Source organism: Limobrevibacterium gyesilva (assembly GCF_025989185.1).
GTDB lineage: Bacteria > Pseudomonadota > Alphaproteobacteria > Acetobacterales > Acetobacteraceae > Limobrevibacterium > Limobrevibacterium gyesilva.
Genome location: NZ_JAPDNT010000003.1, coordinates 108,513 through 134,441 on the forward strand (window position 1 = coordinate 108,513; position 25,929 = coordinate 134,441).

Annotated in this window: 23 protein-coding genes; 10 read left to right on the top strand and 13 right to left on the bottom strand. The window is 70.4% G+C overall.

Translation table 11 applies throughout. From position 1 onward, the window contains the following. Window positions 1–10 precede the first annotated feature (10 nt). Window positions 11–2,887, bottom strand: coding sequence for an FAD-dependent oxidoreductase (locus tag OL599_RS06510; protein ID WP_264712851.1), 2,877 nt, complete (start codon window positions 2,885–2,887; stop codon window positions 11–13). Window positions 2,888–2,978: 91 nt separating this feature from the next. On the opposite strand from OL599_RS06510, the gene hydA reads away from it, so the two are divergent. The 3 genes from hydA to OL599_RS06525 all read left to right on the top strand — a co-directional run bounded on the left by hydA (window position 2,979) and on the right by OL599_RS06525 (window position 8,686). Further along, complete coding sequence (gene hydA / locus OL599_RS06515) at window positions 2,979–4,424, top strand: dihydropyrimidinase (RefSeq protein ID WP_264712852.1); 1,446 nt, start codon at window positions 2,979–2,981, stop codon at window positions 4,422–4,424. A gap of 96 nt (window positions 4,425–4,520) precedes the next feature. Further along, window positions 4,521–7,337 (top strand): patatin-like phospholipase family protein, encoded by a 2,817-nt coding sequence (locus OL599_RS06520; RefSeq protein ID WP_264712853.1) that lies wholly within the window; start codon window positions 4,521–4,523, stop codon window positions 7,335–7,337. 161 nt (window positions 7,338–7,498) lie between these two features. Further along, complete coding sequence (locus OL599_RS06525) at window positions 7,499–8,686, top strand: M24 family metallopeptidase (protein ID WP_264712854.1); 1,188 nt, start codon at window positions 7,499–7,501, stop codon at window positions 8,684–8,686. A gap of 140 nt (window positions 8,687–8,826) precedes the next feature. Here OL599_RS06525 and OL599_RS06530 read toward each other — a convergent pair whose 3' ends face one another. The 7 genes from OL599_RS06530 to OL599_RS06560 form a co-directional block, all read right to left on the bottom strand. Further along, window positions 8,827–9,072, bottom strand: a complete 246-nt coding sequence (locus OL599_RS06530) for a hypothetical protein (RefSeq protein ID WP_264712855.1) — start codon at window positions 9,070–9,072, stop codon at window positions 8,827–8,829. Next, on the bottom strand, window positions 9,059–9,268 hold the full coding sequence (locus OL599_RS06535; RefSeq protein WP_264712856.1) for a hypothetical protein: 210 nt from the start codon (window positions 9,266–9,268) through the stop codon (window positions 9,059–9,061). Before OL599_RS06535 ends, OL599_RS06530 begins: the two co-directional genes overlap by 14 nt. 180 nt (window positions 9,269–9,448) lie before the next feature. Continuing rightward, complete coding sequence (locus OL599_RS06540; protein ID WP_264712857.1) at window positions 9,449–9,643, bottom strand: hypothetical protein; 195 nt, start codon at window positions 9,641–9,643, stop codon at window positions 9,449–9,451. 51 nt (window positions 9,644–9,694) lie between these two features. Then, window positions 9,695–9,898, bottom strand: coding sequence for a cold-shock protein (locus OL599_RS06545; RefSeq protein WP_264712858.1), 204 nt, complete (start codon window positions 9,896–9,898; stop codon window positions 9,695–9,697). A gap of 180 nt (window positions 9,899–10,078) precedes the next feature. Further along, the gene (locus OL599_RS06550; RefSeq protein WP_264712859.1) at window positions 10,079–10,906 is read right to left on the bottom strand and encodes an ABC transporter permease; all 828 of its coding nucleotides are present in this window, start codon (window positions 10,904–10,906) and stop codon (window positions 10,079–10,081) included. A gap of 4 nt (window positions 10,907–10,910) precedes the next feature. After that, entirely contained in the window at window positions 10,911–11,951 is a 1,041-nt protein-coding gene (locus tag OL599_RS06555; protein ID WP_264712860.1) for an extracellular solute-binding protein, read from the bottom strand. After that, window positions 11,948–12,961, bottom strand: a complete 1,014-nt coding sequence (locus OL599_RS06560) for an ABC transporter substrate-binding protein (protein ID WP_264712861.1) — start codon at window positions 12,959–12,961, stop codon at window positions 11,948–11,950. Before OL599_RS06560 ends, OL599_RS06555 begins: the two co-directional genes overlap by 4 nt. Before the next feature lie 227 nt (window positions 12,962–13,188). Here OL599_RS06560 and OL599_RS06565 point away from each other — a divergent pair, with 227 nt between their 5' ends. Then, a complete protein-coding gene (locus tag OL599_RS06565) occupies window positions 13,189–14,355 on the top strand; it encodes a benzoate/H(+) symporter BenE family transporter (protein ID WP_264712862.1) in 1,167 nt (388 codons plus the stop codon). Between the two features lie 3 nt (window positions 14,356–14,358). Here OL599_RS06565 and OL599_RS06570 read toward each other — a convergent pair whose 3' ends face one another. The 4 genes from OL599_RS06570 to OL599_RS06585 are packed head-to-tail and all read right to left on the bottom strand — an operon-like array spanning window position 14,359 to window position 18,133. Continuing rightward, complete coding sequence (locus tag OL599_RS06570; RefSeq protein WP_264712863.1) at window positions 14,359–15,219, bottom strand: alpha/beta fold hydrolase; 861 nt, start codon at window positions 15,217–15,219, stop codon at window positions 14,359–14,361. Window positions 15,220–15,224: 5 nt separating this feature from the next. After that, window positions 15,225–16,256 carry an extracellular solute-binding protein gene (locus tag OL599_RS06575; RefSeq protein WP_264712864.1) on the bottom strand — a complete coding sequence of 344 codons (1,032 nt, stop codon included), beginning with the start codon at window positions 16,254–16,256 and terminating at the stop codon, window positions 15,225–15,227. A 12-nt stretch (window positions 16,257–16,268) separates the two neighbouring features. Continuing rightward, window positions 16,269–17,330 carry an ABC transporter ATP-binding protein gene (locus tag OL599_RS06580; RefSeq protein ID WP_264712865.1) on the bottom strand — a complete coding sequence of 354 codons (1,062 nt, stop codon included), beginning with the start codon at window positions 17,328–17,330 and terminating at the stop codon, window positions 16,269–16,271. Beyond that, window positions 17,327–18,133, bottom strand: coding sequence for an ABC transporter permease (locus OL599_RS06585; RefSeq protein WP_264712866.1), 807 nt, complete (start codon window positions 18,131–18,133; stop codon window positions 17,327–17,329). Before OL599_RS06585 ends, OL599_RS06580 begins: the two co-directional genes overlap by 4 nt. Window positions 18,134–18,178: 45 nt before the next feature. Between OL599_RS06585 and putA the strand changes: the two genes are divergently transcribed. Next, entirely contained in the window at window positions 18,179–21,259 is a 3,081-nt protein-coding gene (gene putA / locus OL599_RS06590) for a bifunctional proline dehydrogenase/L-glutamate gamma-semialdehyde dehydrogenase PutA (protein WP_264712867.1), read from the top strand. Window positions 21,260–21,307: 48 nt separating this feature from the next. Here the strand turns inward: putA and OL599_RS06595 are convergent, their stop codons facing one another. Continuing rightward, window positions 21,308–21,634: a hypothetical protein gene (locus tag OL599_RS06595; RefSeq protein ID WP_264712868.1), complete on the bottom strand. Its 327-nt coding sequence runs from the start codon at window positions 21,632–21,634 to the stop codon at window positions 21,308–21,310. Between the two features lie 191 nt (window positions 21,635–21,825). Between OL599_RS06595 and OL599_RS06600 the strand changes: the two genes are divergently transcribed. From OL599_RS06600 to pcaH, 5 genes are all read left to right on the top strand, one after another. Continuing rightward, entirely contained in the window at window positions 21,826–22,443 is a 618-nt protein-coding gene (locus OL599_RS06600; RefSeq protein ID WP_264712869.1) for a hypothetical protein, read from the top strand. A gap of 63 nt (window positions 22,444–22,506) precedes the next feature. Then, entirely contained in the window at window positions 22,507–23,385 is an 879-nt protein-coding gene (locus OL599_RS06605; RefSeq protein WP_264712870.1) for a 2-dehydro-3-deoxygalactonokinase, read from the top strand. Beyond that, window positions 23,376–23,993 (top strand): 2-dehydro-3-deoxy-6-phosphogalactonate aldolase, encoded by a 618-nt coding sequence (locus OL599_RS06610; RefSeq protein ID WP_264712871.1) that lies wholly within the window; start codon window positions 23,376–23,378, stop codon window positions 23,991–23,993. The genes OL599_RS06605 and OL599_RS06610 overlap by 10 nt, the downstream gene beginning before the upstream one ends. Window positions 23,994–24,086: 93 nt before the next feature. Then, window positions 24,087–25,229 (top strand): bifunctional 3-oxoadipate enol-lactonase/4-carboxymuconolactone decarboxylase PcaDC, encoded by a 1,143-nt coding sequence (gene pcaDC, locus OL599_RS06615; protein ID WP_264712872.1) that lies wholly within the window; start codon window positions 24,087–24,089, stop codon window positions 25,227–25,229. Beyond that, window positions 25,226–25,927: a protocatechuate 3,4-dioxygenase subunit beta gene (gene pcaH, locus OL599_RS06620; protein WP_264712873.1), complete on the top strand. Its 702-nt coding sequence runs from the start codon at window positions 25,226–25,228 to the stop codon at window positions 25,925–25,927. The genes pcaDC and pcaH overlap by 4 nt, the downstream gene beginning before the upstream one ends. The last annotated feature ends 2 nt before the right edge of the window (window positions 25,928–25,929 follow it).

The window sequence follows — 25,929 nt, forward strand, 5'->3', positions numbered from 1 at the left end:
GACAGGTCTGTCAGTTGAATCGTTCGACGCGATAATGCGGGTCGATGGCAGCGCCGTGAAGCACCGTATCGGCGGTGAGGCGCCCGGTGATGGGGCCGAGCGTATAGCCGTTGGCGGTGATGGCGTTGAAGAATCCCGGCAGGCCCGGCGCCTCGCCCAGGATCGGCGCGCGATCGACGGCGACGTTGATGCCGGTCCAGCTGCGGATGATCGACAGGCCCCGCAGCGCCGGCAGCACCTTCGCGGCGACCCACAGATTGCCCTGGATGTTCTGGCGCAGATTGCGGCTGCGCCCATCCTTCGGGTCGAAGCTGCCGAACCAGCCGCCGCCGATCAGCAGGCCGCCGCTGTCCTGCTGCTTCAGCGACAGATGCCGGTGCGCCAGCGCCACCAGATGCTCCACCATGCGCGGCGCCGGCTCGGTGACGATCACCTGCTGCACCGTGCCGGTCACCGGCAGGTCGAGGCCGACCATGGCGCCGATGCGCCCGCCCCAGGGTCCCGCGCAGTTGACCACGCGGCCGGCGATTACGCTGCCCTTGGTGGTCAGCACGTGCCAGGCGGCGCCGTCGCGGGCAATGCCCGTCACTTCCGCGCCTTTCAGCAGCCGCGCGCCGTGCCGCTGGGCCAGGCGGGACAGCGCCATGGTGCCGCGCAGCGGATCGATGCGGCCCTCGGCGGGGCAGAACACCGCGCCGGTCATGCCGTGCGACAGCCAGGGGGCGATCCGGCGCAGCTCGTTGGCGCCGATCAGATGGGTCTCGGTACCCCAGCGCTTCTCCATCTCCACCTTGGCGCGCAGCCAGGCCATGCCGGCCTCGCTGTCCGCCAGCATCAGGCCGCCCTCGGTGGACAGGCCCAGCGTCTCGCCGGCCGCGGCGGCAATCTGCTTCCACAGATCGATGCTGCGCGGCCCCAGCGGCAGGGAATACGCCGCGGGGCCACCGTCCTCGGGCATGCCGGGATAGCCGAAATCGTAGGACAGAAGCTGCGCGTGCAGGCTGCCGGCATTGGCGGTGCTGGCGGCGAACCCGGCCTCGTCGCGGTCGGCCACCAGCACGTCGGCCCCGTCACGGGCGAGGAAATAGGCGGTGGACAGGCCGACCGCTCCACCGCCGATCACCAGGATGTCGGCACGCCGCGTCTCCGCGGGCAGATCCGGCACCGGGACGCGGCGCATGTTGGGCGTAGGCGAGATCAGCAGCGGCGCCTCGAACTCCGGCGCCTCGAACATCAGGGCGGCGGCGGGCACCGGCTTCACCGGCACGCGCGGCGCGGCGAAGGCGTCGGCGCTGGGGGCGTGCGGGCACAGCCGGGCGACCGAGGCCGCACAGAAGCGGCCCTGGCAACGCCCCATGCCGGCGCGGGTGGCCTTCTTGAGGGCGGCGACCGACACCAGCCCGCCGGTGATCTCCTGGCGCAGCCGGCCGGCGGTGACCTCCTCGCAGCGGCAGACGATGGTGTCGTCGGCCAGCGCCTCCGGCGGCGGCGGGCGGAACAGCGCCCATAGCGCGTCCTGGAATGCCTGCGCATCGGCCAGCGCCGCGCGGGCCGCCGGATCGTCCGGCGCAGTGAGGCCGAGGTCGCGCGCCACCGCGAGCCCCGCCAGCCGGCCCCGCGCCAGCGCTACCCGCGAGCCGCCGAGGCTGGCGCCGTCCCCCACGGCGAATACGCCGTCGAGCGCGGTGCGGCCATCGGCATCGGCCTCGGTGGCGAGGTGGCCAAGCCCGGTATCGACGAAGCAATGCGGGATATCGAGCGCGCGGGCGAGGCCGGTCTCCGGCTGGAAGCCGAGATTCAGCGCCACGACCTCCGCGGCGATCACCCGCTCGCCGGCCGGGGTCGCAATGCGGGCGGTCTCCACCCTGCCCTCGCCGTCCAGCGCGGCGATGCGGCTGCCCCACAGGATCGGCACGCCGGCACGACGCAATGTGGCGAGGTAGGACAGCCCCTGCCGCGCCAGCCCGGGCGATTTGCGCAGCATCGTCAGCGCATGGCGCATGGTGGCGAAGCCGGGCCGGGGTGCCGCTTCGACGACGGCTTCCACCCGCACGCCGCCGGCCAGCAGCTCGCACGCAAGTTGCAGATTGAGCGGGCCGTTGCCGGCGATCAGGACCCGGTGGCCGGGCGATACGCGCTGGGCCCGCGCCAAGGTCTGCAGCGCGCCGGTGGTCATGACCCCCGGCAGCGTCCAGCCGGGAACCGGCACCGGGCGCTCATGCGCGCCGGGGGCCAGGATCAGGCGGCGCGGCTGGAAGGTGACGGCGGCACCGGCGACGACGGCCGCCACGTCCTGCGCGCCGAACGCGCCCCACACCGTGGCGCCAGTGGTGATGGCGACGCCCGCTTCCTCGGCGCGGCGGCGCAAGGCCTGGCCCTCGGCGAACTGGGCATCGGGCGCCGGGTCCGCGTGGCTGGCGGCGAGCGGCTTGTGGTACTGGCCGCCGGGCGCGTCGCGCTCGTCCAGCACCACCACCGATGCACCGGCCTCGCAGGCGGCGATGGCGGCGGACAGGCCGGCGGGGCCGGCGCCGACCACCAGTACGTCGCAGGCGCGTGTCTCGGCCTCGTCGCCCTGCGGGTCCGGCGCCAGCGGCGCGGGTTCGGCCGGCATGGCGCCGGTCACCGCCATCCCGTCCGCCACCTTCTCCAGGCAGGCGCGCCGGCCGATCTGGCCGTCCACCGTCACCACGCAGTCGAAGCAGGCGCCCATGCCGCAGAACAGGCCACGCGGGGCGCCGGTGGGCGTGTGGCGGAAGGCGACGATCCCCGCGGCGGACAGGGCGGCGGCGACGGTCTCGCCTTCCAGCGCCGGAACCGGTCGCCCTTCGAAATGGATGGTGACCTGGCGGGCGACCGGACGGATTGTCTTGTGGCTCAGGCGCATGAGGCGTCATCCTTGCGGTATCAGGGCGCATCGGTCGCCCCGACGCGGCAAGGCTGACACAGCAGCGCGACAAGACAAGAGGCGGGCGGGCATGGCGGACTACGATCTGGTGGTGCGCGGCGGCACCGTGGTGACCGCGGCGGACACGATGCGCGCCGATATCGGCATCAGGGACGGCCGGATCGTCGCACTGGCGGGGCGGCTGGAAGGTGCCGAGACCATCGACGCCGGCGGCCTGCTGGTGCTGCCCGGCGGGGTGGACACGCATTGCCATATCGAGCAGCTGCAGGAAGGCGGCGGCGCCGACGAGGAAAGCTGGACCACCGGCAGCACGGCCTGCTTCGCCGGCGGCACCACCTCGGTGATCACCTTCTCCACCCAGTTCAAGGGCCACGGCATCCTGGAGCCGCTGGCCGAATATCGCCGGCGCGCGCAGCAGGCCATGGTGGATTACAGCTTCCACCAGATCATCACCGATGCCAGCGACGAAGTCGTGTGGCGGCAGATCCCGGACGTCGTCGCCTCCGGTGTGCGCAGCCTGAAGGTGTTCCTCACCTACGACCCGCTGCACCTGGACGACCGCGGCTTCCTGCGCGTGCTGGCGGCGGCCCGGCGCAGCGGCGCCTTCGTGACCGTGCATTGCGAGAACTACGAAGCCATCAACTGGCGCACCGAGGCGTTGCTGAAGGACGGCCGCACGGCGCCGAAATACCATGCCTGGGCGCGCCCACGCATGATCGAGCGCGAGGCCACCCACCGCGCCATCGCGCTGGCCGAGCTGGTGGACCAGCCGATCCAGATCTTCCATGTCTCCTGCAGCGAAGTCGCCGACGAGATCGCGCGCGCCCGGGCCCGCGGCCTGAAGGTATGGGGCGAGACCTGCCCGCAATATTTCGTGCTGTCCGCCTCCGACATGGACCGGCCTGGCTTCGAGGGTGCCAAGTTCATGTGCAGCCCGGCGCCGCGCACGGCTGCGGATTCCGAAGCGTTATGGAACGACATCCGTGCGGGTACATTGGACATCGTCTCGTCGGACCATAGCGGCTGGTCCTATGACGGCGCGCGCGGCAAGAAGGTGAACGGCGCGGACGCGAATTTCCGCGACATCCCCAACGGCGTGCCCGGCCTCGCCGCGCGCCTGCCCATCCTGTTCAGCGAAGGCGTGGCGAAGGGCCGGATCGACGTCAACCAGTTCGTGCGCATCACCGCGACCAACCCGGCGAGGCTGTTCGGCCTATATCCGCGCAAGGGCAGCATCGCCCCGGGCTTCGACGCCGACCTGGTGCTGTGGGACCCGGCGCGGAAGACGACGCTGACCAACGCGCTGATGCAGCATGTCATCGACTACACGCCGTACGAAGGCATCGAGGTGACGGGCTGGCCGGTCGCCACCATCCGCCGCGGCGCGGTGGTGATGCGCGATGGCCATGTGCAGGCGGAGCCGGGCAGCGGGACGTTCCTGGCGCGCGGCGGCTACGACATGATCAAGCCGCGCGGGGTGCTGCCCGACGGGTTCGACGCGTCGCGCTTCGCCTGACCGCGCCGCCCTTCGCGCACGCGGTCACACGCACGTGCCTTGCGTGCCCGATGAGAGGTCCGCAATTATTCCGCCTCAATTTCGAGGCCCGTGGTCGTGGACACGAATCCCGTCAAACGCCTTGGAGAAGTGCTGGCCGAGGAATTCGGCGCGATCCACGCGCCAGCCGACCCGATGCCCCCGGACGAGGCGGAATACCGCCAGCGCACCATCAGGATGCGGCAATCCGCCCTGTGCCTGTCCGGCGGAGGCGTGCGCAGCGCGGCGTTCTGCCTCGGCGTCATCCAGGCGCTGGCGCGCAAGCGGCTGCTGTCGGCGTTCGATTACCTGTCCACCGTGTCTGGCGGCGGCTTCACCGGGGCATGGCTGCAAAGCCTGATCCTGAATCATGGCGGCGCGGTCGCGGCGGAGGCATTGCTGGGCAACCACGAGCCAGCCCCCGAGTTGCGCCGGCTGCGTGGCTATACCAACTACCTCACGCCGCAGATGGGGTTGCTGTCGGCCGATACATGGACCGGAGTCGTTCTTTATCTGCGCAACGTCCTGCTGAACTGGGTGGCGTTCGGGCCGCTTTTCCTGCTCGCTGTGCTGGCCGCGATCTTCTACCGGACCGTCCTGTGGAAGGCCGCCCAGTTCGCGTTGGCGCCGCTGTTCCTCGCCGTCGCGGCCGCATGTCTCGTGGTCGCTGCGGTCCGGGCCTGCAAGGACCTGCCGAGCCATCGCCCGCGACGCAACGCCGGCGCGCAGGCCGCCGACTATGTGTCCACAGATTCCGTGCGCCGGTGGGTTCTGCAGCCGTTGCTGGCCTGGGCGTTCCTGGCGCCGGCCTCGCTGGCGCAATGGCTGCAGGCGACGGGGCAGCCCCTGGACGCCGAGAATTCCGGGCAGATCTGGGCGCGGCTAGGAGAGGCGCAAGACTGCTTCGTATGGCTGCCGCATGGCTGCCTGGCCTGGCTGCCGCGCTGGTATTTCGCCGTGACCAGCCTGCCCTTCGTCTATTTCGCGACGATGACCATGGGCTACCTCGCCGCCGCCTTCTGGCGGCGCAGCCGCGATCCCGGCGTAAAGCTGTATGCCGAGAACTTCCCCGCGTGGCTGTGGTCGACGGTCGCCGCCACCGCCTTCATCTGCATCGGCCTGCTGCTGCTGCGCAGGATGTCGCCCGACGACCTCGCGGCCACGCTCGCGGTGCTGGGGCCGTTCTGGCTGGTGCTGTCCAGCATGTTGCAGGCAATGGTGTTCGTGGGCATCCGCCGCGACGCCAGGCTCGGCGATCTCGACCGCGAGTGGCTGGCGCGGCTCAGCGCGCTGAAGCTTCGTGCAGCCCTGCTCTGGGCGCTGTTCGGAATCTGCTGCCTGTGGCTGCCGGGGACCGTGTTCCATGTTCCCGAGAATTCGTTGCCGATCTGGGTCGTGGGATTCGCCACCATGCTCTCCGGTCCCGCCGCCGCATGGCTGGGCAAGCAGGTGATGTCCCGGGTCGAGGCGGCCGCCAGCGAATCCGGCACATCCAGGGTCCCTCTGGTATGGGTGCTGAACGCGTTGTCGGCGCTGTTCGCGGTCGGGCTGCTGGCGCTGCTGGGCTATTGGATCGGAGAGTTGCTGGGGCAGCTGCAGCTTGCTCTGGGCGAGCTGATCCTGCGGCCGATCGTGTGGACGCATATTTCCGGCTGGCCGGACGTCGTGCGCTGGCACATGTGGTATGCCGCCGACCCACTGCCGTTGCAGGCGCTGCTCTGCGCCGTGCTGTGGTGGCTGATCGTGCGGCAGTCGAAGCGGATCAACGTCAACCGGTTCTCGATGCACGGCGTCTACCGCAACCGGCTGACCCGCGCCTTCCTGGGTTCGGCCCGCCCCGAGCGGCACCCGGACCCGTTCACCGGCTTCGACCCGGCCGACAACCCGCGCCTGGCGCGGCTGGGCATCGTTGCGGGAGCAATGCGCAAGCTGTTCCCGGTGATCAACATGGCGTTGAACCTGACGTCGGACCGGCGCAGCGACTGGGCCGAACGCAAGGCCGCGTCCTTCACGGCGACGCCGCTGGCCTGCGGCTCGGCCGTGCTTGGCGATGACGGCCGCTATGTCTGCACGGAACGCTACGCGGGCAACGAGTATCCGACGGTCAAACGCGGCGCCAATGGCGACGGGGGCATGACGCTGGCCACCGCCATGACCATTTCCGGCGCCGCGGTCAGCCCGAACTGGGGCTACCACTCCTCGCCGCTGACCGCGTTCCTGATGACGCTGTTCAACGTAAGGCTGGGGGCGTGGCTGCCGAACCCGGCTGTGGTCACCGCTCCCGCCGACCTGAACCTCGCCATGCCGCGCAACGCCCTGTACTCGATGCTGGGCGACCTGCTGGGCATCACCACCGGCCAGAACCCGGCAATCTACCTGTCGGATGGCGGGCATTTCGAGAATCTTGGCCTCTATGAAGTGCTGCGCCGGCGCTGCCGGCTGGTCGTGGTGGTGGATGCCGGGCAGGATCCGGGCTGCACGTTCACCGATCTCGGCAACGCCATCCGCAAGGCCTTCATCGATCTGCAGGTGGCGGTGACCCTTCGCCACGCGCGCGTCGCCGCGCGCGATGCCGCGGGCAATGAGATGCTGGGTTTCGCGCTGGGCACGATCCAGTATCCCGAGAACGCCTCGGGTTTGCTGCTGTACGTGAAGCCATGCTGGCTGCCCAACCTGCCGGCGGACGTGCGCGCCTATGGCGCGCTGAACCCGGAGTTCCCGCATGAGAGCACGCTGGACCAGTGGTTCACCGAGAGCCAGTTCGAAAGCTATCGCCGGCTGGGCGAATTCCAGATGGAGCAGATCCTGGAACGGGTGACGCCGGGGGACCTGGACGGGCTGTTCCTGGCGGGACACCGGCTGCTCCGCCGGCGCCCCGCGGCGGAGGGCGCGTAGGGCCTGTTCCTGCCGCGGCGAGCGGCTATCATTGCGGTGTGCGCCCATTGCCGTGCATGCCCCGGGGAGCAGCGCACGCCTGCGGTCCGGTGGCGCGCGGCGTCCCGGTGCTGCCTTCGATTGCAGAGTCCAACGATTGCAGAGTCCAACAGGAGACCAGAATGGCCTTTCTCGGCACCGCCGTCCGCGAATACCGCCTCGGCCTGATGCGTGATCTGATGGATCGCGAAGGGCTCGATGCGATCGCGCTGACCACGGCGGATTTCTTCCAGTTCGCCACCAATTTCAGCACCGACGTGCAGCCCTGGGAACGGCCGATCGTTTGCGTCGTGCCGCGCAACGGCGAGCCCTTCGCCATTCTCAACGAGCTGTCCACCAACCATTGGCGCTACGCCGCCGAGGACCAGCGGCTGTGGCTGTCGGATGCCGAATTCTATGCCGAGCATCCCCGCGTCGGCGCCCGCACGGCGCTGGTCAGCCAGTGGCCCGACATGGTGGCGGCGAAGCTGAAGCAGGCAGGCCTGGGCGGCGCGCGCATCGGGGCCGATGGCGGGGGGCCGCTCGCGAAGGCGGTTGCATTGCTGCCCAAGGCCAGGCTGGAGCTGATCGTGGCCGACCTGCGCGCCCTGCGCTGGCAGAAGCACCCCGAGGAGATCGCTCTGATGCGCGAGATCGCCGCCCTGTCGGACTGGGTGCAGGACCGCTATCGCGAGAACATCCGGCCGGGCCGCATGGTGCAGGAGTTGGACATGGCCATGGCCGCGCTGATGGCCGAGGAAGGCGGGCGGCGATTCCCGGGCGAGCATCTGGAGATCATGCGCTGCTGGACGCTGTCGGGCCCGGCCTCGGCGGCGCCGCATGGGGACGGGCGGCAGGCCGGCGCGCGCATCGAGAAGGGGCACGGCCTCGTCAACATCGTCATCCCGCGCGTGAACGGGCTTGTGGTGGAGAACGAGCGGACCTGGTTCTGCGGCGAACCATCGGCCGAGCAGAAGCGGCTGTACGAGACCGTCACGGCCGCCAACGAGGCTGCCGCCGCCGCCGCGGTGACAGGCAACCCGGTGCTGTCCATCGACGCGGCGGCGCAGGCCGTGATCGAGCGCGCCGGCTGCGGCGAATACATCCTGCACCGGACCGGTCACGGCATCGGCGTGCTCGGCCATGAGTTCCCGGAGGATATGGCCTTCAACACCCGGAAGCTGCTGGAGCGTGAGGTCTATTCCGCCGAGCCGGGCCTGTATGTGTTCGGCCTCGGCGGCTTCCGCCACGACGATACGGTCGTGGTCGGCCAGGTACCGGAGGTGCTGACCAAGGCGCCGAAGGATCTTCGCAGCCAGACGATCCTGTAAGGCGCGCGATGGCGCTAGTGTCCTGCCCCCGAAGTCCGTCGCATCTTGCGGCGGACGCAGGGGCCAGCAGGCCACTGAGAATAAAGGCCGGTGTCCTGAACCTGAAGTTCGCATAGGTGGCGAACTTCGGGGGCAGGGCACTAGGCTTTGTCTACCGTCACCTTCACCGGCGAGCGGGCCACCGACTTGATGGCCGGGCGCGGACGGCCCGAAGCCCGGCCGATCTCCTGGTCCTGGGCCTCGATGATCTCCTTGGCCGGCGCGTCGCCGTCGAGGCCGGTAAGGGCGGTCGCAGGAACGCGGCGATTGGAGGTGCGGGTGCCGTCGACATAGAGCACGTCGAAGAAGACGAAGCTGGTCTCGATCCGGCGCTTAGGGTGTGCCATCGGTCCCTCCTGCCGGCGTTTCGGGGTCAGGCGTCTCCGCGACAGGCGCATCTGGCGATGCGCCGTGGACCTGTTCGCGCTCGGCCTTGCGGCGGGCGGCCTCCTCCTCCCGTTCGCGCAGCTTTGCTTCTTTCTTCGCCTGCTTGGCGCGGTTGCGCTCAGCCCGTTGCTGGTTGTAGTTGACCTTGAACGCCATGGTGTCCTTCCGTGGGCGCCGCGCGCTCTTCTGGTTTCAGATGCCGTATACCACGCGCCATCGAACCCGGCGAACCTGCGCGGCTGGCCGGGTTTCTATCCCGTGCGACTAGCCAAATGTTATTCCGCGCGGCTAGCCGAACGCTATTCCGCGTGGCTAGCCAGGAGTTATTCCGCGCGGCTAGCCGCGACGCAACTGGCTCTCGCGCACCACGCGCTCGTGACTGTCGCGAACATTCTTCACGCGGTACTGCAGGTCGGGCGTCTCGCTCGGAAGCTGCCGCGCAATCGTATAAGTGCCGCGCGGCACATTGCCATCGAAACGGCCGGGGGAAAATTCCACCCGCTCGCCAACCGCGAACTTGTGAAGAGTCATTGTCACTCCTTGCCAAAAGCTGCCGCACGAATGCGGCAGCTTCCGTAGCGATCAGGCGTCCTTCAGGTTGACCGCGGAGGTCTTGCCCTGCTGGCCGCGCTCCAACTCGAAGCTGACCTTCTGGCCTTCCTTGAGTTGCATGCCCGCCCGCTCAACGGCCGAAATATGAACGAAAACGTCCTTGCTGCCGTCGTCGGGCTGGATGAAGCCGAAGCCCTTGGTTGTGTTGAACCACTTGACGGTACCGATAGTCATGATGCGTGTCTCCGCGCGCCGGCGACCCGCGACATGCGGGCCAGGATGTTTTTCGAAGTGGGGGGAACCGGATGCGAAAGCACCGCAAATTGCTGCGGTCAGGCCCAGGCCGAAAACTGCCGAAATGCGAATATGGTGCTTTTTCGGGCAAAAAGCGAGCCCCGGCCCGAATATTCTTTTCTAGCGCCGATACCGCCGCTGCAGCAGCGCGCTTCCGGCCACGGTCAGGCCCAGCGTCACCGCCAGCAGGATGAACGCCAAAGCCGCCCCGAACGGCCAGTTGGTGGTGCGCACGAACTGGTCGTACACCGCGGGCGCCATCATCTTGAACTGGGCGCCGCCCAACAGCACCGGTGTCGCGTAGGCGTTCATGCACAGGATGAATACCAACGCCGATCCCGCCACGACGCCGGGCAGCGCCAGCGGGAATATGATGCGACGGAACACGGTGAACGGCCGGGCCCCCATGTTCTGCGCCGCTTCCTCGACATTGCGGGGAATGCCCTCGATCACGCTGGACAGCGTCAGGATCATGTAGGGCAGCACCACCGTCACGATGCCCGCCACCACCGCGCCCGGCGTATACATCAGCTGCACCGGGCCGGACAGGAGGCCGGTGGCGCGCAGCCCGGCGTTCACCACGCCGGTGTTGCCCAGCAGCGTCATCCAGCCGGCGGCGCGCACGACATTGCCGACCATCAGCGGGAACACCGTCAGCAGGGTCAGCCAGGCTTTCCACCGCCCGCGCATCCGCGCCAGCGCATAGGCGGCGGGAAAGCCCGCCGTCAGCGCGATCAGCGTGGAGAAGAACGCCACCTGCAGCGTGGTGCCCATCACCTCGCGGTAATAGGAGTCGGTCACGGCGGACAGGTAGTTGCGCGCCGTGAACGCCTCGATCATCAGCTCGGTCGGGCTGTAGAGGTTCAGCGAATAGCGGAACAGCAGCACCATCGGCGCCACCATCATCAGCAGCACCAACAGCGTCGCCGGCAGGATCAGCGCGGGCATCGGGTCAGGCCTTGAACTGCCGGTTCCAGAAATCGAAGATCTCCGCCGCGTGCTGGGCCACGTATTCGTAGTCGGGCAGCCGGAAGCGCGCCTGCTGCTCCGGCGTGAGGGCGATCTGGGCGGCCAGGTCGTCGGGCAGCGTCGCGTTGGTGACGGTCGGCACATAGCCCATGCGCGCGGCGAAGCCCGCCTGCGCCCGCGGGTCCAGCATCGCGTTCAGATAGGCATAGGCCTGGGCCTTGTTCTGCGCGTTCTTCGGGATCGCACCCTGGTAGAGGATCGGCGTCACCCCCTCCGCCGGCTCGGCATGGCGCAGGTTGATGCCGGAGCGGCGCCACTGGTAGCCGCGGGCGAGCCACATCACGGTCAGCCACACCTCCTCGCCCTTCAGCGCCACGGCCAGCGTCTCGTTGCTGGGATAGACCTTCGCCCCCAGCGCCTTGAGGTCCAGCAGCGCCTTCTTCGCCGGCCCGTAATCGCTCATCGAGCCGCCGCCCACCAAGGCTGCCACCGATGTGATCTGGGAATAGAGCAGGTCGGAGAAGCCCACGCGGCCGCGATATTTCGGATCCCACAGATCGGCGTAGGAGCGTGGCGCCGGATTCACCTTGTCGGGATTGTACAGGATGACCTGGCCCGAATAGATCTGCGGAATGGCATAGGGCCTGGCCAGCGATGCGACGATATGCGGCGCGTTGGCGATGCGCCCCATGTCCAGCGTGTCGAGCAGGCCGTGGCGGGACACCTCGTACATGTCCACGTCCGACAGCAGCGCCACATCGAGCGTGCCGCGACGGGCCGCGCGCTCGGCGATCAGCTTGGCCTTGCGCGGCGACGCGTCGGCGGTCTGGTGCAGCACTTCCAGCCCCAGCTTCCCGGCGATCGGCTCGTCCACGTTCTTCGCCAGCAGGTCGCCGTAGTCGCCGCCCCAGGTGCCCACCACCACGCGCTCCGCCGCGACGGCACGGCGGGAGGCGAGCGCGGCGGCGCCGAGGCCCGCCGCACCCAGGAATGTCCGCCGCCGCATCGAGCCGGTGTCGCTCACGCCTTGAACTCCTTGTTCCAGAAATCGAGGATCTCCGGCAGCACCTTGGCCTGATAGCTGTAATCGGGAACGCGGAACTTCTCCTGCTCCGCCGGCGTGAAGCCGATCTGGCCGGCGATCTCTGCCGGCAAAGTCGCGTTGGTCACGGTCGGCACATAGCCCATGCGGTCAGCGAAACCGAGCTGCGCCTGCGGGTCCAGCATGGCGTTCAGATAGGCCCAGGCATGGGCCTTGTTGCGCGCGTTCTTCGGCACCGCGGCCTCGAACACCACGGGGATCGCGCCCTCCTCCGGCACCGCATGGGCCAGCTTGATGCCGGCCTTGCGCCACATGAAGCCGCGCGCGAGCCACATCGGGGTGATCCAGACTTCCTCGGCCTTCAGGGCCTGCGCCAGCTGCTCGTGCGACGGATAGATCTTCGGCTCGTTCTTCTTCAGATCGAGCAGCATCTTCTTCGCCGGCTGCCAGTTGGACATGCCGCCGCCGCCGGCGATGGCGCTGCCGAAAGTGACCGCCGGATAGTTCAGGTCCGGGATGGCGACGCGGCCCTTGTATTTCGGGTTCCACAGATCGGCGAAGCCCTTCGGCGCCTCGATCTTGTCGGGGTTGTACAGGATCACCTGGGCGGAGAGGATGTGCGGGATGGAATAGGGCCGCCGCAGCCCCTTGATGATGTTCGCGGCGTTCGGCACCGCCGGCAGGTCAACATCCTCGAACACGCCCGCCTGGGCCATCTGGTACATGTCGGTATCCGACAGATGCACCACATCCAGCGAGCCCCGGCGGCTGACCTTCTCGGCGATCAGCTTGGTCTTGCGGGCGTCCTGGCTGCCGAGATCCTGGACTGCCTCGATGCCCACCGGCGTCAGCAGCGGCTTCTCGACATTGCGGGTCAGCAGCTCGCCGTAGTCGCCGCCCCAGGTCGCCACCACCACCTGGCCGGCGGCGGACGCGCGGGTTGCAAGTGAGGCTGCGGCGGCGGCGCCGAGCAGGGTTCGGCGTGTGATCATGACGTGCTCTCCGGGTTCGAGACGCCGGCGTATCGGGTCTGCCGGCAACGTTGGCAAGTCGATGGGTCCAGGCGCCTTTCGGGCGTCGCCGGCACATCTTCACCCAGCCGTGGCCACCGCGTCCAGGCCGGGGCCGGTCTTGCCGCGTCCGGCGCCGCGTGCCACACGGGCGGACCCATTCTCGAACCGTGCAGCCCCGACCCGGGGCCAGGCCGGGAGCGCTGCACATGTCAGGATCCTTCTCAGTGCCGGCGCTGGCCGCCGGCCTGCTCGCCGCCTTCGTCGGTTTCGCCAGCTCCTTCGCCGTGGTCGTCAGCGGCCTGACTGCGGTCGGCGCCACCCAGGCCGAGGCGGCGTCGGGGCTGATGGCGCTGTCGATCGCCATGGGCGTGTGCGGCATCTATCTCAGCCTGAAGACGAAGCTGCCGATCAGCGTCGCCTGGTCCACGCCGGGCGCGGCGCTGCTGGCCACGTCCGGCCCGGCGGCAGGCGGATTCACGGCCGCCGTCGGCGCCTTCCTGGTGACCGGGGTGCTGATCGTCGTGGCCGGGCTGTGGAAGCCGCTGGGGCGCTGGGTCGCCGCCATCCCGGCGCCGCTTGCCAGCGCGATGCTGGCGGGGGTGCTGCTGGGGCTCTGCCTGGCGCCGGTGCGCGCGGTGGCAGAGACGCCCGCCCTGGCGCTGCCGATCATCGTTGCCTGGGCGGCTGTGGGGAAATTCCGCCGCCTCTACGCGGTGCCGGCGGCCGTGCTCGTCGCCATGGGGCTGATCGCCGCGACGACGCATGTGGCGCCGGAGGCCATGGGGCCGCTGTGGCCACAGCCGGTGCTGGTGGTGCCGACATTCTCGTTCGGCGCCGTCATCGGCATCGCGCTGCCGCTGTTCATTGTCACCATGGCCTCGCAGAACATCCCCGGCATGGCCGTGCTCAACGTCAACGGCTACCGCCCTTCCCCCGGACCGCTGTTCACCACCACCGGCCTGTTCAGCATCGCCGGGGCGCCGTTCGGCGCGCATGCCGTGAATCTGGCGGCGATCACGGCGGCGCTGTGCGCCGGGCCCGACGCGCATCCCGATCCGCGCCGCCGCTACTGGGCTGCCGTGGTCGCGGGCGCCGGCTACATCGTCTTCGGGTTGCTGGCGGGTGCTGCCACCGCCTTCATCAGCGCCTCGCCGCCGATCCTGATCGAGGCGGTGGCGGGGCTGGCGCTGCTCGGCGCGTTCGGCGGGGCGCTGATGGGCGCCGTGGCCGAGCCGCGCGAGCGTGAGGCCGCCGTCATCACCTTCCTGGTGACGGCATCCGGCCTGACATTCCTCGGCATCAGCGGCGCCTTCTGGGGCCTGCTCGCCGGCGGCGGCATGCACGCCCTCACCCAATGGCGCAGCAAGCCGTAACGATCAGCCGGCCCCGAGCATGTCCGCCAGCATGGCGTTGAAGGCGTCCGCCGCCTCATAGGCCACCCAGTGCCCGGCGCCCTCGATCACCCGGAAATCGACATCGGGCCGGGCGCCGCGCAGGGCCGCCGCGCGGGTTGCGAGGTCGGGCGCGGCGGTCACGTCGCAGCTGCCCCAGATCGCGTTCAGCTTCGCCGGCGCCCGCGCGACGGCATCGCGCAGCGCGGTGGATTCCGCGAAGCCCTTGCTCTTGAATCGGGCATGCACGGTGTTCCAGTCCTGGATCGCCAGCGCCCGCGCGTCGATCTGCGTCGCGTCCGCGATCATGAACCGGCCGAGATTGACGCGGTTCGCCGCGGTCCGCTCCGCCCCCGTCTTGCTGCGCACTTTCTCCAGCACGATGCCGGTGCGCGGCAGCCCGAGCGATGACGGGCCGACCACCGTGAGCGAGCGCACGCGCGCGCCATGCAGCGCCGCCACCTGGCTGGAGATCAGCGCGCCGTAGGAAAACCCAGCGATGTCGTAACGCATATCGGCCGGCAGCAACCCGGCCAAACCGTCGGCGACGATCGCGCCGATGGACCCCGGCGTCGCCGGCATCGGCGGCAGGGCGGAGTCGCCGAGCCCGGGCAGGTCCGGCGCCAGCACCCGCCGGGTCCGCGACAGCGCGGCGATGTTCCCGGCCCAGTGCCGCCACGAGCCGGTGCCGCCATGCAGCAGCACCAGCACCGGGCCCGCGCCCCAGCTGCGCCAGACCAACTGCCCCTCGCCGCACGGCGTTTCCATCCGCCGCGCGGCGCTGGCGAGGTGCGGCACCGGTTCCGTCACCGGCACGAAAGGTGTCGCGAAGCCGCCGTCGCCCATCGCTGTCAGCTCTTGAAGTCGCGGTTCCAGAAATCGTTCAACTGCGAGGTGTTCTTCGCCATGTAGTCGTAGTCCGGATTCTTGAAGTTGGCCTGCTGCTCCGGCGTGAAGCCGATCTGCTGCATCAGCTCCGCCGGCACCGGCGCGTTGTCCACGGTCGGCGCGTAGGACATCCGCTCGGCGAAGGCCACCTGCGCGCGCGGGTCCAGCATCGCGTTCAGATACGCCATGCCGTTGGCCTTGTTCTGCGCGTTCTTCGGCACCGCGGCGGCCGAGATATACGGTGTCGCACCTTCGGATGGCACCGCGTGCGCCACGTTCACGCCGCCCTTGCGCCAGAACACGCCGCGGGCGAGCCACATCGGCGTCATCCACACCTCCTCGGCCTTCAATGCCGTCGCCATCGCCTCGTTCGACGGATAGATCTTCGGCTCCAGCCGCTTGAGGTCGCGCAGCGCGGGCTTGCCCGGCTCGAAATTGTTCATGCTGCCGCCATGCGCGAGCGCCGCGGCGGCGATGTTGTACAGATACAGGATGTCAACGAAACCGACGCGGCCTTTGTATTTCGGGTCCCAGAAATCCGTATACGATTTCGGCGGCGTCTTGATCTTGTCAGGGTTGTACAGGATCACCAGCCCCGAATAGATGTGCGGGATCGAGTATGGGGTGCGCAGCGCCGGCAGCACATGCGGCAGGTTCGGCACCGCCTCCGCCGTCACCGGCTCCCACACATTGAGCAACGACATGCTGGCCGAATCCACGTCGGACAGGCAGGCGACATCCATGGTGCCGCGGCGCGACGCGCGCTCGGCGGTCAGCTTGGCCTTGCGCGGGTCCTGGGGTGCGACGTCCTGCACCACCTCGATGCCCTTCGGCGCCAGCAGCGGCTTGTCGATGTTCTCCGCCAACAGGGCCGCGTAGTCGCCGCCCCAGGTGCCCACGACCACCTGCCCCGCCGCATGCGCCCGCGGCGCCGCCGCCAGTGCCGCGGCGCCGGTCAGAAGCGTGCGCCGCCCGATCTTTCCCATCATGTCCATCCCCCTGTCATTTTATTCGTCCGGCAGCAGCCTGCCGGCGCTTGCGTTCCAGTCCAGCGTCACGGCGTCGCCGGGCGCGAGACGGCGCAGCGGATCGTCCCCGTCGGGCGTCGGCCGGGTCACCAGGATCTCGCCGGCATCGGTCTGCACGTGCCAGTCGGTCAGCCCGCCGAGATAGGTGACCATGGCGACACGCCCGGGAATTGCGCCGTCGGGGGGCGTGCCGCCGTTCGCCGCGATGCCGACGCGCTCGGGCCGGACCACCAGGGCGCTGTGCTCCCCCGGCGTGCCACCGGCGCAGGGCAGCGCGAGCCCGCCGGCGCGGAACACGCCGGGTGTCTCCACGGCGCCGCGCAGGATGCTGCAGCGTCCCAGGAACCCCGCGACGAAAAGATCGGCGGGACGCTCATAGAGTTCCTCGGGCGTGCCGGTCTGGCGCACGCGGCCGCGATCCATCACCACGAGGCGGTCGGCCATGGTCAGCGCCTCCTCCTGGTCGTGGGTCACGAACAGGGTGGTCAGGCCCAGGCGCTGCTGCAGGGCGCGGATCTCCACCCGCACCTCGGCGCGCAGGCGCGCGTCCAGGTTGGACAGCGGCTCGTCCAGCAGGAAGACGGTGGGGTTCACCACCAAGGCGCGGGCCAGCGCCACACGCTGCTGCTGGCCGCCGGACAGCTGCATCGGACGGCGCTCGGCCAGGCCATCCAGCTGCACCAGCCGCAGCGCCTCGGCCACCTTGCGCTCGCGCTCGGCGCGCGGCACGCGGCGCATCTCCAGCCCGAAGCCGACATTGTCGGCGACGGTCATGTGCGGGAACAGGGCATAGCCCTGGAACACCATGCCGGTGTCACGCCCATAGGGCGGCGCGCGGGTCACGTCCGCGCCGCCGATCAGCACCCGGCCGTCGGTGGGCAGCACGAAGCCCGCGACCATGCGCAGCGTGGTGGTCTTGCCGCAGCCGGACGGGCCCAGCAGCGCCACCAGCTCGCCCTGCGCGACTTCCAGGTTCACGCGGTCGACCGCGACCGTGGCGCCGTAGGTGCGGCGGAGATTCTCCAGGATGAGGCTGGTCACGACACGACCCGGGACAGGCTCACGAAGCGGTCGGTGATCAGCATCAGCGCGCCGATCAGCAGGATCTGAACGGTGGCGACGGCGGCGAGCGTAGGATCCACACGAAACTCCAGGTAGTTCAGCATCTCCACCGGCAAAGTGGAGCGGCCGGGGCCGGTCAGCAGCAGGGTCAGTTCAAGGTTCTCGAAGCTCTGGATGAAGCTGAACAGCGCGCCGGCCACGACGCCCGCGCGCATCATCGGCAGCGTGATGCGCCGGAACACGGTCCAGGGCCGCGCGCCGAGATTGGCCGCCGCCTCCTCCGCGGCGGGCTGCAGGCCCTGCAGGCTGGCGGCGACCAGCCGCACCGTCCAGGGGATGGTCAGCAGCACATGGGCGGCGATGAGGCCCGGCAGCGTGGCGACGATCTGGAAGTCGATGGCATTGTCGATCTGCACGAAGAACACGTACAGCCCGGTGCCCAGCACCACGCCCGGAACCGCCAGCGGCCCCAGCAGCAGCGCGCTCAGCGCCGTCTTGCCCGGAAATTCCGCGCGCACCAGCGCGTAGGCGGCCGCGGTGCCCAGGGTCACGCCGATGCCGGAGGCGATCAGCGCCACCTCCAGCGAATTGACGAAGCCGCGGGCGAATTGCCGCTTCTCCCACGCGTTCACGTACCAGCGCAGCGTGTAGCCGTCGGGCGGGAACGACACCACCTCCTGGTCGAAGAAGCTCAGCCATATCACCGCGAGCATCGGCAGCAGCACCGCCGCGAATATCGCGCCAACCCCACCCCGCCAAAGGAATGTTCGCCACGTTCTCATATCCGGTATCGTGCGGGCAGCCGCGCTCCCGCACAAGGTACCCCCATGCCGGACATCTCCACCGCCACTGACGACCGCCCCACGATCCGCGCCCTGCACCGCGCGCCGGAGGCCCAGTGCCTGGCGCCCCTGCTGCACGCCGCCACCCTGCCGGCGCCGCTTGCCGGCGCGGTGGATGCGCGCGCCCGGGCGCTGGTGCGCGCCGCCCGCGCCGCCCACAAGCCCGGGGCGGACGTGACCGATTTCCTCAAGCAGTACGGCCTGGGCACGAAGGAAGGCATCGCCCTGCTGTGCCTCGCCGAGGCGCTGCTGCGCATCCCGGACTCGGCCACCGCCGACGCGCTGATCGAGGACCGCATCGCCACCGCCGACTGGCAGGCGCATCTGGGCCAGGCCGACAGCATGACGGTGAACGCCTCGGCCTGGGCGTTCATGCTGACCGGCCGCGTGCTGACGCTGGAAGACGGGGAGTCGGGCGGCATCGCCGGCGTGATCCGCCGCGTGGTGCAGCGCATGGGCGAGCCGGTGATCCGCACCGCCCTGCGCCAGGGCATGCGGGTGCTGGCCCGCCAGTTCGTCATGGGCCGCACCATCGCCGAAGCCCTCGCGCGCGCCGGCAGCGCCGAGGGACGGCGCTGGCGCTACAGCTTCGACATGCTCGGCGAGGCGGCGCGCACCCGGGCCGATGCCGACCGCTACATGCGGGCCTATCGCGACGCCATCGGCGCGATCGGCCGCGCCGGCGGCGGGCCGGTGGACGGGCCCGGCGTGTCGGTGAAGCTGTCCGCCCTGCACCCGCGCTACGAGCCGTTGCAGGAGCGGCGCTGCGTGCCCGCGCTCACCGCCGCCCTGACCGAGCTCGCGCTGGCCGCCCGCGCCCAGGATATCGGCCTGACCATGGACGCCGAGGAGGCCGAGCGGCTGGAGATCAGCCTGGACATCTTCGCCGCCGTGATGGCCGATCCGCGGCTGGCCGGGTGGGACGGGCTGGGGCTCGCTATCCAGGCCTACCAGAAGCGCGCGCTCCCGGTGGTGGACTGGGTGGCGGAGCTTGGCCGCCGCACCGGCCACCGCATTCCCGCGCGCCTGGTGAAAGGCGCCTACTGGGACACCGAGATCAAGCTTGCCCAGGTGCAGGGCCACGACGACTACCCCGTGTTCACCCGCAAGCTGTCCACCGACGTGTCGTGGATCGCCTGCGCGCGGCGCATGCTGGACCGGCGCGACGCGCTGCGCCCGGCCTTCGCCACCCATAACGCGCACAGCCTCGCCACCATCCTGGAGCTGGCGGGCGACGGCGACTTCGAGATGCAACGGCTGCACGGCATGGGCGAGGCGCTGTACGACGGCGTGGTCGGGCCGGCCTGCCCAGTGCGCGTGTATGCGCCGGTGGGTTCGCACGAGGACCTGCTGGCCTATCTCGTGCGCCGGCTGTTGGAAAACGGGGCGAACACCAGCTTCGTGCACCGCCTCGTCGATCCCGCGGTGCCAGAGGAGGCCATCGTCGCCGATCCCGCACGGCAGTTGCAGCAGGCCGGGCTGGGGTCCAATCCACGGATCCCCCGGCCCGCCGCCCTGTATCCGGACCGGAAGAACTCGGCCGGGCTCGATCTCGCCGACCGGGCCGTGGCCCCTGCTGTGCTGGCCAGGGTCGGCACCACGGCCATGCCCCGCACCCTGCCCGGCAGCGGCGCCGCGCGCGAAATCCGCGACCCCGCCGACCGCCGCCGTCTGATCGGCACCGCGCCCGACGCCACGCCGGCCGAGATCGACACGGCGCTGGCCGCCTTGTCGCGCGGCTGGCTGGCCTGGGACGCGGCCGGCGGCGCCGTGCGCGCCGCCGCGCTGGACCGGGCCGCCGACCTGATCGAGGCGGCGCGCGACGAGTTCCTGTTCCTGCTGGCGCGCGAGGCCGGCCGTACCCTGCCCGACGGCATCAGCGAAGTGCGCGAGGCCGCCGATTTCTGCCGCTGGTACGCCGCGCGCGCCCGCGAGCATTTCGCCGAGCCGCGCGAGCTGGCGGGCCCGACCGGCGAGCGCAACACCTGGGCGCTGGGCGGGCGCGGCGTGTTCACCGCGATCTCGCCGTGGAATTTCCCCCTGGCCATCTTCACCGGCCAGGTCGCGGCCGCGCTCGCCGCGGGCAACGCCGTCGCCGCGAAGCCCGCCGAGCAGACGCCGCTGATCGCCGCGCGCGCCGTGGAACTGCTGCACATGGCCGGCGTGCCCACCGACGCGCTGCGGCTGCTGACCGGCGACGGCCGCGTCGGCGCCGCCCTGGTGAGCGACAAGCGCATCGCCGGCGTCGCCTTCACCGGCAGCACCGACACCGCGCAGGCCATCGCCCGCGCGCTGGCCGCGCGCCCCGGCCCGCTCGTGCCGTTCATCGCCGAGACCGGCGGCATCAACGCGATGATCGTGGACAGCTCCGCCCTGCCCGAGCAGGTGGTGGCGGACGTGCTGGCCTCGGCCTTCGGCTCCGCCGGCCAGCGCTGCTCGGCATTGCGGCTGCTCTGCGTGCAGGAGGACGTGGCCGACCGGGTGCTGGACATGCTGAAGGGGGCGGCGGAGACGCTGGCGATCGGCGATCCGCTGGACCCCGCCACCGATATCGGCCCGGTGATCGACGCCGACGCGCTGACGGGCCTGCAGGCCTACGCCGCCGCCATGGGCACGCCGCTGTTCGAGCTGGCGCTGCCGCCGGGCAGCGGGCACGGCACGTTCTTCGCCCCGCGCGCCTACGCGCTGCCCTCGGCCACCGCACTCGACCGCGAGGTGTTCGGGCCGGTGCTGCACGTCGTGCGCTACGCCGCCGACCGGCTGGACGTGCTGCTGGACGAGATCGACGCCAACGGCTACGGCCTGACGCTGGGCGTGCACTCGCGCATCGAATCCACCCAGCGCCGCATCGTCGCGCGCATGCGGGTGGGCAACGCCTATGTGAACCGCAACCAGATCGGCGCCGTGGTCGGCGTGCAGCCTTTCGGCGGTCGCGGCCTGTCCGGCACCGGGCCGAAAGCCGGCGGCCCCATCACGCTGTTCCGTTTCGCCGAGGAGCGCGTGGTGTCGGTCAACACTGCCGCGGCGGGCGGCAATGCCGCGCTGCTGGCATCCGACGACGGCTGAGTGGGGCCCGAGCAGGAGACGGACGCAGACCGCAGCCGTTACCCTGAATCAGCTGTGCGTGGTGCCCTCCTTGGGCAATGTCAGCGGCTGGTCCCCGGTGTTGATGTTCTTCTTCGCCATGTCGAGGCTGAGCTGGTTCAGCCGTTCGACCTCGGCGTCGCCGGCAGTGGTCCGGCTCGCACCCATCTGCCGATGCATGGGGTGCGCCGCGTCGGACTGTTTCATCGCCTTGGGCGCGGCCGCAGGCTTGGCGGTCGTGGCGGGCGCAGCTGGCGCCGGCATCGGTGCCGGGGCCGGCGTCTGGGCGGATGCGGCAAATGCCGTGCCGGCAACCAGCGCGCCGGCGAATACGGAAGCAACGAGACGGTTGGCCATATCGCAATGCCTCTGAGTCCGGTCACGGGGTTCGTGTCCCCGAACCGCGACAGTCTGCGGCAGGCAAGATTGCGGCGGGATCGCCAATACCGGAAATCGTGTTCATGTCTTGAGCGGGATGCCTGGTCGGAGGGACTCCCGCCGGTTGACAGGCGCACCAGATTCTCGGCGTCGCAGAACCGGAGGAAACCATGTCCATGCATCGGCGGCCGCTTCTCGCCATGTCCGCAGCCTGCCTGTTCGGCGCCGTGCTGCCCGCCCAGGCGCAAAGCCCGCCATCCACGCGCATTCGCGGCACCATCGTCTCTCTCGACGGCCCGCTCCTGACGATCGCCACGCGGGAGGGGCCGCATGTGATGGTGGCGCTGGACGACAATCTGCGGGTCTCGGCGCTGAAGAACGTCGAGCTGTCGGAGATCGCCCCGGGCACGTTCATCGGCACCGCCGCCATCCCAGGGCCGGATGGTGGGCTGCAGGCGCAGGAAGTGCTGCTGTTCCCCGAGGCGGCGCGCGGCAGCGGCGAAGGGCATTACGCCTGGGACCTCGCCCCCGGCGGCACCATGACCAATGCCACGGTCGCATCGCAGGTGCAGGGCAAGTCCGGCCGTGACCTCACGCTCACCTACAAGGGCGGCAGCGTGGTCGTCACGGTGCCGCCCGGCGTGCCCATCGTGACGCCGATCCCGGCGGAGCGGACGGACCTGAAGCCTGGTGCCGCGGTGTTCCTGTCGGCCACGAAGATGCCCGACGGCACCTACACCACCGCGGGGGTCACGGTGGGCAAGAACGGCGTCAATCCGCCGATGTAGTGCGCCGCCTTCCGTGGCTTCGCCCTTCCGGGGTAGCGTGCGACCACGCAACGGAGGGGCGGCATGATCGGTGTGGATTGGGGAACCAGCAGTTTCCGCGCGTTCCGGCTCGCCGCGGACGGCCGCATCCTTGGCCGCCGCTCCACCCCGCGCGGCATCCTGCATGTCGAGGGCGGCCGCTTCGCCGACGCGCTGCTGGCCGAGATCGGCCCCTGGCTGGCCGAGGGCGAGCGGCGGGTGCTGCTCTCTGGCATGATCGGCAGCCGCCAGGGCTGGGTCGAGGCGCCCTACCTCCCCTGCCCCGCCGGCGCCGCCGAGCTCGCCGCCGCCCTGGCGCCGGTGCCGTTCGACGCCGCCCAGGTGCTGCTGGTGGCCGGCCTGTCGGACGCGGACGATTCCGGCACGCCCGAGGTGATGCGCGGCGAGGAGACCCAGATCGTCGGCGCGATGCAGGCGCTCGACGGCGACGGCCTGGCCTGCCTGCCCGGCAGCCATTCCAAATGGGCGCGCATCGCCGCCGGGCGCATTGCCGCTTTCCGGACCTATCTCAGCGGCGAGGCATTCGCGGCCTTGCGCAGCGGCACCATCCTCGGGCGCATGATGCAGGACGGGCCGACCGACCCGGCGGCATTCGACCGCGGCGTCGCCCGCTCGGGCGATTACGGGCATCTGCTGCACCATTTGTTCGGCGTACGCACTTTGGGCCTGTTCGGCCGGCTGAGCGAGCATGAGAGCGCCTCGTACCTGTCCGGCCTGCTCATCGGCCACGAGGTGCGGGCGGCGCGGCCGCAAGGGCTCACGGTGCACCTGATCGGCGCGGCGCCGCTCTGCGCCCTGTATGCCCGCGCCATCGCCGCGTGTGGCGGCGAGGCCGTACTGCAGGACGAGGATGCCGCCGCCCGCGGCCTGTCGCTGATCGCACGGAGCGCCCAATGGAACTGAAAGCCTGGCTGCAACGCTGTCCCCTGGTCGCCATCCTGCGCGGGGTGAAGCCGGACGAGGTGGAAGCGATCGGCGCCGCCCTGGACGCGGCCGGCATCGCCATCGTCGAGGTGCCGCTGAACTCGCCCGATCCGGTGGAGAGCATCAGCCGCCTCGCCGCCCGCTTCGGCGCGCATATGCTGATCGGCGCCGGCACGGTGATGACGGCCGCCCAGGTGGAAGAGATCGCCGATGCCGGCGGGCGGCTGATCGTCACCCCGCATGCCGCCGGCGCCGTGGTGCGCACGGCCAAGGCGCGGGGCATGCTCGCCAGCCCCGGCTTCTTCACCCCCACCGAGGCGTTCGCCATGCTGGAAGCCGGTGCCGACGCGCTCAAGCTGTTCCCGGCCGAGGCCGCCTCGCCCGCCGTGCTGCGCGGCATCCGCGCGGTGCTGCCGGCCGGCGTGCCGGTGCTGCCGGTGGGCGGGATCGACGCCGGCAACATGCGGCCCTGGCGCGACGCAGGCGCCGCCGGCTTCGGCATCGGTTCGTCCATCTACAAGCCCGGGGACAGCGCCGAGACGGTGGGCGTCAAGGCGCGCAAGCTGGTGGCCGCACTGGCGGCCTGATCGGCGAATAGCACAAGATTTACACGCGTCCGGGCATTTGCGGGCACTCCGGCGGCCGATATCGCTGCCCGGGCAATGGGAGCAGAGGGGCCAATGTTCGTAAGCGCCGGCGACCTCAATGTGCATGTGCAGATCGACGGGCCGCCGGGTGCCCCGGCGCTGCTGCTGCTGCATTCCCTGGGCACCAGCCTGCATGTCTGGGACGGGCAGGCCAAGGCGCTGTCCCGCAGCTTCCGCGTCATCCGCCCCGACCTGCGCGGCCACGGCCTGACCACGGTCACATCGGGCCCCTATTCCATCGACGGCATGGCGCGCGACGCACTGGCGGTGCTGGACGCGCTGGGGGTGGCCCAGGCCCATGTCGGCGGCCTGTCGATCGGCGGCATGCTGGCGCAGGCGATCGCGGTCCAGGCGCCGGAGCGCGTGCTGTCGCTGGTCCTGTGCGACACCGCCATGGCGATTCCGCCGGCGGAAACCTGGCACCAGCGCGCCGCCGCGGTGCGGGCGGGTGGCATGGGCGCGGTCGCCGACACCGTGATGGCCCGCTGGGTGACGCCGGGCTTTCTCGGCGCGCCCCCCGCCCAGGGCTTGCGGGCGATGCTGCTGCGCACCGATCCCGAGGGCTATGCCGGCGCCGCCGAGGCCATTGCCGCCGCCGATCTGAGCTCCGCCGCCCTGTGCGTCCCCGCCTTGGTGCTGGTCGGCGACCAGGATGCGGCGACCCCGCTCGGCACCGCCGAGGCGCTGGCCCGGGCCATTCCCGGCGCGCGGTTGCAGGTGATCGCCCATGCCGCCCATCTGCCCACGGCGGAGCAGCCGGACGCCGTCACCGCGGCGATGCGCGCCTTCCTCGAACCGTCGGTCGCGGATTTCTACGAGGCCGGCATGGCCGTGCGCCGGCAGGTGCTGGGCGAGGCGCATGTCGCCCGCGCCGGCGCCGCCATCACCGAGTTCGACCGGCCGTTCCAGCAGTTCATCACCCGCACCGCCTGGGGCGGCGTGTGGACCCGCCCCGGTCTGGACCGCCGCACCCGCAGCCTGCTGACCCTGGCGCTGATGGCGGCACTCGGCCACCATGAGGAGTTCAAGCTGCATGTCCGGGCCAGCCGCAACACCGGCGCCACTCCAGCCGACATCTCCGAGGTGCTGATCCAGGTGGCCGCCTATGCCGGCATTCCCGCCGCCAACAGCGCCGTGCGCATCGCCAAGGAAACTTTCAAGGAGATGGATGCATGACCGACGTCACGCCCTTCCGCCCCGCGGTGGCGGGAAGCCAGCCGCCGAACGACAGCCCGGAATACGGCAGCACGCACAAGCGCCACCCGAAGCAGGCGCTGGTGGCGTTCGCCCACACCGTCACGGAAGCGACCGGGCCGCGCTTCTCGCCGGCGCAGTTCCCCGCGATCATCGACATCTCCACGGTCGACGGCCATGCCGCCATGGGCGAGCGCATCATCGTGCGCGGCCGCGTGACCGACGAGGACGGGCGCCCGGTGCCGGACACCATGATCGAGATCTGGCAGGCCAACGCGGCCGGCCGCTACCACCATCCGCGTGACCAGCACGACGCCCCGCTGGACGCGCATTTCCAGGGTGCCGGCCGCGTGTTCACCGACGCCGACGGCTGGTACCAGTTCACCTCGATCAAGCCGGGCGCCTATCCCTGGCGCAACCACTTCAATGCCTGGCGGCCCAACCACATCCACTATTCCCTGTTCGGCTCCGGCTTCGCGACGCGGCTGATCACCCAGATGTATTTCCCGGGCGACCCGCTGCTGGAACTGGACCCGGTGTTCAACACCGTGCCGGACGAGCACGCCCGCAAGCGGCTGGTGGCGAAGTTCGACCTCGACGTCACCAGGCCGGAATGGGCGCTGGGCTACCGTTTCGACGTGGTCCTGCGCGGCCGCGAAGCCACGCCGATGGAGGAATAGGA